Here is a 10,419-nt window from a genome sequence, read left to right as displayed (position 1 = left end):
AGATAGGGAGTTTATTAACAAAGTTCCAAGCCTTTTGTTTATTATTTTTTAATATTAGCGTTAACTTACTGTAACATTGATCGATTTATTTTTAAAAACGCCTCCGCCAAACAATTCAAACAGATCAAATCATAAATTAAATGACCAATAACTTCATCTAAGAACCAACCCGAATCCCACTTATTAACAAACAATCCGTTGGCTAAAAATGGATAAGAAAACAGCAATTCTCATAATTTTTCTCTTATCCGAACTTAAATAGAAGTGATCCTACATTATTTTGAACAAGACAATATATAGCTAATTAACATCCTTAAGAATAAGAATTCATAAAAACCTAGTTCCATAAAGCAAAAAAAGTCCAGACATACGCCTGGACCTTTCTATATGAAATAATCTATGCTAGATTAATCTTCTTCTTTCGAAGCTAACAATTGATCGTATTCTTCACGAGAACCGACAATCAAGTTGCTGTATTGACGGATACCTGTACCTGAAGGGATCAAGTGACCAACGATTACGTTTTCTTTCAAACCTAATAAGTTGTCACGTTTACCTGCGATAGCAGCTTCGTTCAACACTTTAGTAGTCTCTTGGAAAGAGGCCGCTGAGATAAACGATTTCGTACCTAACGACGCTCTAGTGATACCTTGCAACAATGGACTTGAAGTCGCTGGAATTGCTTCACGCACTTCTACAAGTTTTAAGTCACGACGTTTCAAGCTTGAATTCTCCTCTCTCAACTTACGTAAAGAAACAATTTGTCCTGGACGTAAGCTATTGGAATCTCCCGCATCGACAACAACTTTCTTGTCAAACAAAGAATCATTCTCTTCCATGAAGTCCCATTTGTTTACAGCTTCTTTTTCTAAGAAACGTGTATCCCCTGGATCCTCGATGTTAACTTTTTGCATCATCTGGTGAACGATCGTTTCAAAGTGTTTATCGTTGATCTTCACACCTTGAAGACGGTATACTTCTTGGATACCATTCACGATGTAATGTTGCACCGCCGATGGTCCTTTAATCGATAAGATATCTGCTGGAGAAATCGAACCATCCGATAATGGCATACCTGCTTTCACGAAGTCATTATCCTGAACAAGGATATGTTTAGAAAGTGGCACCAAGTATTTCTTGATCTGACCATCACGTGATTCTATCGACATCTCACGGTTACCACGTTTCACACCACCTAATGTTACCACACCATCGATTTCTGTTACAACAGCTGGGTTAGAAGGGTTACGTGCTTCGAATAGCTCGGTTACACGTGGAAGACCACCCGTGATATCTCGTGTTTTACCAGTAGAACGAGGAATCTTAACTAAGATACCACCTTCTTTAACAGTCACCCCGTTAGCAACAGCAACGTGGGCGCCTACTGGAATATTGTACGTACGGATAACCTCTCCGGATTTATCAAGAATCTTGATGGATGGGTTTTTCGTTTTATCACGTGTTTCAATAATTACTTTCTCTTTGTGACCAGTTTGCTCATCTGATTCCTCGCGGAAGGTAACACCTTCGATGATTGCATCAAATTCAACTTTACCTGCAAATTCAGAGATAATTACAGCATTATATGGATCCCACTCTACCAATTTATCACCTTTAGCTACTGTACCGCCGTCCTCAACGAACAACTGCGAACCATAAGGGATATTTTGTTGGAATACAATTTTATTATGTGCATCAATGATCTTAACCTCACCAGAACGTCCTAAGACAACCTGATGTGTACCATTGTCATTTGTTTGCGAAACGGTACGCACATTTTCAAATTCGATCTTACCATCGTATTTAGAAATGATGCTTGAGTCAGCAGCGATATTTGATGCCGTACCACCAACGTGGAACGTACGAAGTGTTAACTGTGTACCCGGCTCACCGATTGATTGAGCCGCGATAACACCGACAGCTTCACCCAATTGAACACGTTTACCAGATGCCAAGTTACGACCGTAACAACAAGCACACACACCGCGTTTCGATTCACAAGTTAATACAGTACGAATTTCAATACCCTCAATACCTGATTTCTCGATAACTTCAGCGATTTCTTCAGTGATATCTTCGTTTGCAGAAACAATCAACTCATCTGTTTCCGGATGGAATACATCGTGTAATGGTGTACGACCTAAAATACGATCGAACAATGGTTCAACTACATCATCATTATCTTTTAATGCTGTTGTGTAAATACCACGTAAACCACCACAATCTTGCTCCACAACGATCATATCCTGAGCAACGTCATGTAAACGACGAGTCAAGTAACCCGCATCCGCCGTTTTCAATGCTGTATCCGCAAGACCTTTACGCGCACCGTGGGTAGAGATAAAGTACTCCAATACGGACAAACCTTCTTTAAAGTTTGACAAGATCGGGTTTTCAATAATCTCACCACCTGAAGTACCGGATTTTTGAGGTTTTGCCATCAAACCACGCATACCACATAACTGACGAATCTGCTCTTTCGAACCACGGGCTCCAGAATCCAACATCATATAAACTGAGTTGAAACCTTGATTATCGTTAGAAAGAATATCCATTACGTGCGCCGTCAATCTGTTGTTGATACGCGTCCAGATATCGATGATCTGGTTGTAACGTTCGTTGTTGGTAATGAAACCCATGTTATAGTTATTCATTACCTCTTCAACTTCGTTCGTAGCTAGTTGGATCAATTCAGCTTTCGCAGCAGGAATGTTCAAATCTTCCAAGTTGAAAGAAAGACCACCTTTGAAGGCTGTCTGATATCCCAATTCTTTCATATCATCCAAGAATTGCGCTGCACGAGCCATACCCGTAGTCTTCACAATCTCACCGATGATATTACGCAAGGATTTCTTGGTAAGCAATTCATTGACAAATCCCATTTCTTCAGGAACAACTTGGTTGAAGATCACACGACCCACAGTTGTTTCTAATAGGGTATCAACGATGCTACCATCTTTTTGTCTAACTTTTGTTTTTACTTTAATCCAAGCGTGAAGATCAATTTGCTTCTCATTTAAAGCAATGATAACCTCTTCAGCTGAATAGAAAGTCATATCTTGACCTCTCACGATATGGTCACCAGCAGTTTTACGGCCTTTAGTAATATAGTAAAGACCCAATACCATGTCTTGAGATGGTACAGTAATCGGAGAACCGTTCGCAGGGTTTAAGATATTGTGTGCGGCCAACATTAAGATTTGGGCTTCCAAAACCGCGGCATTACCCAAAGGTAAGTGAACCGCCATCTGGTCACCGTCAAAATCGGCGTTAAACGCTGTACACACTAATGGGTGTAATTGAATCGCTTTACCCTCTACCAAAGTAGGTTGGAAAGCTTGAATACCCAAACGGTGAAGCGTAGGTGCACGGTTTAGTAATACAGGGTGACCTTTCAATACGTTTTCAAGGATATCCCATACAACAGGATCTTTACGATCTACAATTTTCTTAGCCGATTTTACTGTTTTTACAATACCACGCTCGATCATCTTACGAATGATAAATGGTTTGTAAAGTTCAGCAGCCATATCTTTAGGAAGACCACACTCGTGTAATTTCAAGTGAGGACCTACAACAATTACCGAACGAGCCGAATAATCTACACGCTTACCTAATAAGTTTTGACGGAAACGACCTTGTTTACCTTTCAAAATGTCAGATAATGACTTCAAAGCACGGTTACCTTCAGTCTTAACGGCATTCACTTTACGTGAATTGTCAAACAATGAATCTACCGCTTCTTGAAGCATACGTTTTTCGTTACGTAAGATTACCTCAGGAGCTTTGATTTCGATCAAACGTTTTAGACGGTTGTTACGGATAATCACACGACGGTATAAGTCGTTCAAATCCGAAGTTGCAAAACGGCCACCATCCAAAGGTACCAAAGGACGCAATTCAGGCGGAATGATTGGAACAATCTTCACGATCATCCATTCTGGACGATTCTCGATATTTTCACGTGAGCTACGGAAAGCTTCAACAACATGAAGACGCTTTAGCGCCTCATTTTTACGTTGTTGAGAAGTCTCGTTAGCAGCTTGGTGACGTAAATCGTAAGATAATTGGTCCAAATCAATACGTTTCAACAAATCTTCCAACGCCTCAGCACCCATCTTAGCGACAAATTTTTGAGGATCGTTATCGTCTAAATATTGATTTTCTTTTGGTAAAGTATCTAAAATATCTAAATATTCTTCTTCAGTCAAGAAGTCCATAAAGTTGATACCATCTTCTTCCTTAATACCAGCTTGGATAACCACATAACGTTCGTAGTAAATGATCATATCCAATTTCTTGGTAGGAAGTCCCAATAAATAACCGATTTTATTAGGAAGAGAACGGAAGTACCAAATGTGTGCTACAGGAACCACCAAGTTGATGTGTCCCATACGCTCACGACGTACCTTTTTCTCTGTTACTTCAACACCACAACGGTCACATACGATACCTTTATAACGGATACGTTTGTATTTACCACAGTGACATTCGTAATCCTTTACAGGACCAAAAATACGCTCACAGAATAAACCATCACGTTCTGGTTTGTAGGTACGATAGTTAATCGTTTCCGGTTTGGTAACTTCACCACTTGAGCGTTCCAAAATAGTTTCTGGAGAAGCCAAGCTGATCGTGATCGAAGTGAAGTTGCTTTTAATTTTATTATCTTTTTTGTAAGACATACTTATTCAAAAGTTAAAGCTTTATAAAGAAGCTTTGAAGGACTGGAGCCCTTCAAAGCTCTATTTGCTTAATTAATCCAATGTGATATCTAGACCCAATCCGCGCAACTCATGTACCAATACGTTGAACGATTCTGGTACAGATGGTGTCGGAAGGTTGTTGCCCTTAACGATAGCCTCGTAAGTTTTCGCACGACCTACTACGTCATCCGATTTCACGGTCAAGATTTCTTGAAGGATGTTAGATGCGCCGAATGCTTCCAATGCCCAAACCTCCATCTCACCAAAACGCTGACCACCGAATTGTGCTTTACCACCCAGCGGCTGTTGTGTAATCAATGAGTACGGACCGATCGAACGAGCGTGCATTTTATCATCAACCATGTGACCTAATTTCAACATGTAAATTACTCCTACAGTTGTTGGTTGATCAAACCGGTCACCCGTCAATCCGTTATACAAATATGTACGTCCAGATTTTGGTAAACCAGCTTTCGCCACCCAGTCTTGTACCTGATCCATTTCAGCACCGTCAAAGATTGGCGTAGCAAATTTAACACCTAATTTTTGACCAGCCCAACCCAATACGGTTTCGTAGATCTGGCCCAAGTTCATCCGTGAAGGTACCCCTAATGGGTTCAACACGATATCAACTGGTGTACCATCTTCTAAGAATGGCATATCCTCATCACGTACGATACGTGCAACGATACCTTTATTACCGTGACGACCAGCCATCTTATCCCCTACTTTCAATTTACGTTTTTTAGCAACGTAAACTTTAGCCATCTGCACGATTCCTGATGGAAGCTCATCCCCGACAGATACCGCAAATTTATCACGTTTGAACGAACCTAACTCTTCATTAATTTTGATATTGTAATTATGAAGGGCCATTTTGATCAACTCGTTTTTATCTTCATCAGTTGTCCATCCCATTGGGTTGATGTTGTTGTAATCTAATTCAGCTAAGATTTTTTGTGTAAATTTAGCGCCTTTAGCTACTAACAACTCTTTATATACATTGTATACACCTTGGCTTGTTTTACCATTCACAATAGTGAATAACTTTTCTACCAAACGGTCTTTCAATGATTTAACAGCTCTATCATGAGCTACTTCTAATTTCTCTAAAGTTTTACGTTCAACCTCTTTAGACATTTTCTTCGCACGGGAGAATAACTTCGTATCGATGACAACACCTTTTAATGAAGGTGGAGTTTTCAATGAAGCATCTTTTACATCACCCGCTTTGTCACCAAAGATTGCGCGTAATAATTTTTCCTCTGGAGAAGGATCAGACTCACCCTTAGGGGTGATTTTACCGATCAAGATATCGCCACCACCAACTTCTGCACCAATACGGATAATACCGTTTTCGTCAAGGTCTTTCGTCGCTTCCTCAGATACGTTAGGAATATCAGCTGTCAATTCTTCCTCACCACGTTTTGTATCACGAACTTCAAGTTCGAATTCTTCAATGTGAAGAGAAGTAAACCAGTCTTCTTTCGCTACACGCTCAGAAATCACGATCGCATCCTCAAAGTTATATCCTTGCCAAGGCATGAATGCTACTTTCAAGTTACGCCCCAATGCCAATTCACCATTTTCAGTAGCATAACCTTCACATAATACTTGTCCTGGTTCCACCCGTTGGCCTTTTCTAACGATAGGCTTCAAGTTCATACAAGTATTTTGATTGGTTTTCTTGAATTTGATCAATCTATATGTTCTGACATCATCATCAAATGATACAAGACGATCATCATCGTTTCTGTCATAACGGATTTTAATTTCATCAGCATCTACATATTCTACCACACCATGACCTTCAGCATTGATCAAGGTGCGTGAATCTTTCGCTACACGACCTTCAAGACCAGTACCTACGATAGGAGCTTGTGGACGCAATACAGGCACAGCCTGACGTTGCATGTTTGATCCCATCAATGCACGGTTGGCATCATCGTGTTCCAAGAAAGGAATTAACGAAGCCGCAATAGATGTGATTTGGTTTGGAGCGACGTCCATATAATCAAGCATTTCAGGCTCGATAATTGGGAAGTCACCTTCGTATCTGGCTTTCACTTTTGCATCTTCGAAATTACCTTTATCATCATATAAAGCGTTCGCTTGCGCAATTGTTTTACCATCTTCATCCTCAGCAGATAAGTATACTACAGGTTCGTCAACCACAACAACCCCGTCTTTTACCTTACGGTAAGGAGTTTCGATAAAACCTAAGTGGTTGATTTTGGCGTGTACAGCCAAAGAAGAGATCAAACCAATGTTTGGACCCTCTGGCGTTTCGATTGTACAAAGACGACCATAGTGAGTATAGTGAACGTCACGAACTTCGAAGCCTGCACGCTCACGAGAAAGACCACCTGGACCTAAAGCTGACAAACGACGCTTGTGCGTAATTTCAGCAAGAGGATTGGTTTGGTCCATGAACTGAGACAACTGGTTTGTACCGAAGAACGAATTGATTACCGACGAAAGTGTACGAGCGTTAATCAAATCCGTTGGCGTAAACACTTCATTATCGCGGATGTTCATACGCTCACGGATTGTACGTGCCATACGAGATAGACCTACACCAAATTGAGCATATAATTGTTCACCTACAGTACGTACACGACGGTTCGACAAGTGGTCAATATCATCCACCTCAGCTTTGGAGTTGATCAAATTGATCAAATACTTTACAATTGCGATGATGTCCTCACGTGTTAATACCTTTGTATCATCCGGAGTACCCAACTTCAATTTACGGTTGATACGGTAACGACCTACGTCACCCAAATCATAACGTTTATCAGAGAAGAACAAACGATCGATGATACCACGAGCAGTTTCCTCATCTGGTGGTTCAGCGTTACGCAATTGACGATAGATATGTTCTACCGCTTCTTTTTCTGAGTTGGATGTATCTTTTTGTAAAGTGTTATATATAATAGAATAGTCCGCATTGTTTGACTCATCGTCTTTTGCCAAGATAATGGACTTGACGCCAGCTTCGATAATCAAATCAATGTGATCCTCTTCTAGAACAGTTTCACGCTCAAGGATAATTTCGTTACGGTCGATAGATACTACTTCACCAGTATCCTCATCCACGAAATCTTCTACCCATTTTTTCAATACCCTAGCCGCAAGACGACGACCAACATATTTTTTAAGACCAGATTTACTAACTTTTACTTCATCAGCTAGGTCAAACAATTCTAAGATATCTTTATCCGAATCGTAACCGATAGCACGCAATAAGGTAGTAACTGGAAATTTCTTTTTACGGTCGATATAAGCATACATGACGTTGTTTACGTCTGTTGCGAATTCGATCCAAGATCCTTTGAAAGGAATTACCCTTGCCGAATAAAGTTTAGTACCATTTGTGTGTCTACTTTGACCAAAGAAAACGCCCGGCGAACGGTGTAATTGCGATACGATGACACGCTCAGCACCATTTACCACGAAAGTACCTTTAGGAGTCATATAAGGGATAGTCCCTAAATATACATCCTGAACAATAGTTTCGAAATCTTCGTGTTCTTCATCATTACAAGATAACTTTAACTTAGCCTTTAGAGGAACGCTATAAGTCAAGCCGCGCTCGATACACTCTTGGATATCATAACGTGGTGGATCAATGAAATAATCCAAAAACTCTAGCACAAAAATGTTTCTTGAATCAGAAATAGGGAAGTTTTCCGAGAATACCTTGAACAGCCCTTCCTGATGGCGGTTGTCAGAAGTAGTTTCTAATTGAAAAAACTCCTTGAAAGATTCCAATTGCACATCTAAGAAATCTGGATATTCCAAAACTTTCTTACTTGTTGCAAAGTTTATTCTTTCTTGTTGAATATTATTGTTTGCCAAGGGAATATGAATTTTAGTTTTAAAAAAACTGCGCTTACATGTATGCTGTAAACCACGTGTCCACTGTGCCCAGCATATACACAGCATAGTGGCGTATTGATATAAATAGGAATAGACTCTGACGAAAAAATCGTCAGAGTCTAAACCTTTTCGGGCTAATTAGTTGAGATTATTTAATCTCAACAACAGCACCAGCTTCTTCTAATTGTTTTTTCAAAGCTTCTGCTTCGTCTTTAGATACACCAGCTTTCAATTCTTTAGGTGCTCCGTCAACTAAATCTTTAGCTTCTTTCAAGCCTAATCCAGCTAAATCTTTAACCAATTTAACTACAGCTAATTTTTGACCACCAGCTTCTTTCAAGATAACGTCAAATGAAGTTTTCTCTTCTGCAGCAGCAGCACCACCTTCAGCTGGAGCAGCAGCTACAGCAACAGCAGCAGCAGCAGGCTCGATGCCATACTCGTCTTTTAAGATATCAGCTAATTCTTTAACTTCTTTTACTGTTAAGTTAACTAACTGTTCAGCAAGTTGTTTTAAATCTGCCATTTTATTTTGAATTTTTGAATGTACTTTGTAAAAATTGTTAATTAAATTGTAACGAATGATTCTGTTCTAGAGGATTCGTTAACCTCTTTCTTCTAAAGCTTTTACTAAACCTGCAACAGTATTTCCTCCTGATTGAAGAGCCGAAATAACATTTTTCGCAGGTGACTGCAATGCAGCGATAACGTCAGCGATAAGTTCGTTTTTAGATTTAAGATTAACTAATGCAGTTAATTGATTATCTCCTACGAATGCTGTTGCCTCAATGAAAGCCGCTTTTAACAACGGTTTCTCACCTGTTTTACGCAATTCTTTGATTAATTTAGCAGGTGCATTAGCGACTTCAGAAAACATCATTGTAGACGCACCTTTAAGCGTTCCAAAAATATCTTCTTCTTCAACACCAGCTTCGATTAATGCTTTCTTAATTAAAGTGTTTTTAACAGCTTTAATTTCGATACCTTGCTCAAAACATTTACGACGAATGCTATTCACTTTTTCAACGGACAACTCAGCAGTATCGGTAATATAGAAGTTACCGTAAGATTTAATCTGTTCGGCCAAAGCTTGAACAATTTCTTGTTTTTCTTCTTTTCTCATGATTAAATACCTGCTACTGATTTAGTCTCAATATGAATACCAGGACTCATAGTTGAGGAAATGTGAATACTTTTAAAGTAAGTTCCTTTAGCTGCAGATGGTTTCAAACGAGCTAGAGTTTGTAATACCTCTAATGCGTTATCATATATTTTATCTGCATCGAACGACGCTTTACCAATAGAAGTATGGATGATACCGGTTTTGTCAACTTTGAAATCGATCTTACCACCTTTTACATCTGTTACAGCTTTACCAACTTCTGTTGTAACTGTACCAGTTTTAGGGTTAGGCATCAAGTTTCTCGGACCTAAAATACGACCCAATTTACCAACTTTAGCCATAACACTAGGCATAGTAATAATGATATCAACGTCAGTCCAACCACCTTCAATTTTGCTGATGTAATCATCTAAACCTACATAGTCTGCACCTGCTGCCTTAGCTTCTTCTTCCTTATCAGGAGTACACAAAACTAAAACGCGAACAGTTTTACCAGTACCGTGAGGTAATGTTGCAATACCACGCACCATTTGATTTGCTTTACGAGGATCTACGCCCAAACGAACGTCGATATCCACAGAAGCATCAAATTTGGTCAATGAGATTTCTTTAACTAAAGCCGAAGCTTCTTTCAAAGAGTATGCTTTACCAGCTTCAATTTTGGATAGTGCCGCTTTTTGATTTTTTGTTAATCTAGCCACTTTTCTT

At 39.6% G+C, this 10,419-nt stretch carries 5 protein-coding genes; all 5 read right to left on the bottom strand.

Features of this window, described 5'->3' with window-relative positions:
* Window positions 1–407: 407 nt before the first annotated feature.
* The 5 genes from rpoC to rplA all read right to left on the bottom strand — a co-directional run bounded on the left by rpoC (window position 408) and on the right by rplA (window position 10,412).
* On the bottom strand, window positions 408–4,685 hold the full coding sequence (rpoC, locus tag HPC41_RS05875; RefSeq protein ID WP_172393108.1) for a DNA-directed RNA polymerase subunit beta': 4,278 nt from the start codon (window positions 4,683–4,685) through the stop codon (window positions 408–410).
* Window positions 4,686–4,757: 72 nt separating this feature from the next.
* Complete coding sequence (gene rpoB / locus HPC41_RS05870) at window positions 4,758–8,567, bottom strand: DNA-directed RNA polymerase subunit beta (RefSeq protein WP_172393107.1); 3,810 nt, start codon at window positions 8,565–8,567, stop codon at window positions 4,758–4,760.
* A gap of 169 nt (window positions 8,568–8,736) precedes the next feature.
* Complete coding sequence (rplL, locus tag HPC41_RS05865) at window positions 8,737–9,114, bottom strand: 50S ribosomal protein L7/L12 (RefSeq protein ID WP_002992785.1); 378 nt, start codon at window positions 9,112–9,114, stop codon at window positions 8,737–8,739.
* Window positions 9,115–9,192: 78 nt separating this feature from the next.
* Window positions 9,193–9,711, bottom strand: a complete 519-nt coding sequence (gene rplJ, locus HPC41_RS05860) for a 50S ribosomal protein L10 (RefSeq protein ID WP_108635839.1) — start codon at window positions 9,709–9,711, stop codon at window positions 9,193–9,195.
* A 2-nt stretch (window positions 9,712–9,713) separates the two neighbouring features.
* On the bottom strand, window positions 9,714–10,412 hold the full coding sequence (gene rplA / locus HPC41_RS05855) for a 50S ribosomal protein L1 (RefSeq protein WP_046672240.1): 699 nt from the start codon (window positions 10,410–10,412) through the stop codon (window positions 9,714–9,716).
* Between the last annotated feature and the right edge of the window lie 7 nt (window positions 10,413–10,419).

Origin of the sequence: Sphingobacterium prati (assembly GCF_013167215.1) — a bacterium.
GTDB classification, from domain to species: Bacteria; Bacteroidota; Bacteroidia; order Sphingobacteriales; family Sphingobacteriaceae; genus Sphingobacterium; species Sphingobacterium prati.
The sequence above is the reverse complement of the archived record's forward strand: the minus strand, read 5'-3'. Positions and strand labels throughout refer to the sequence as shown.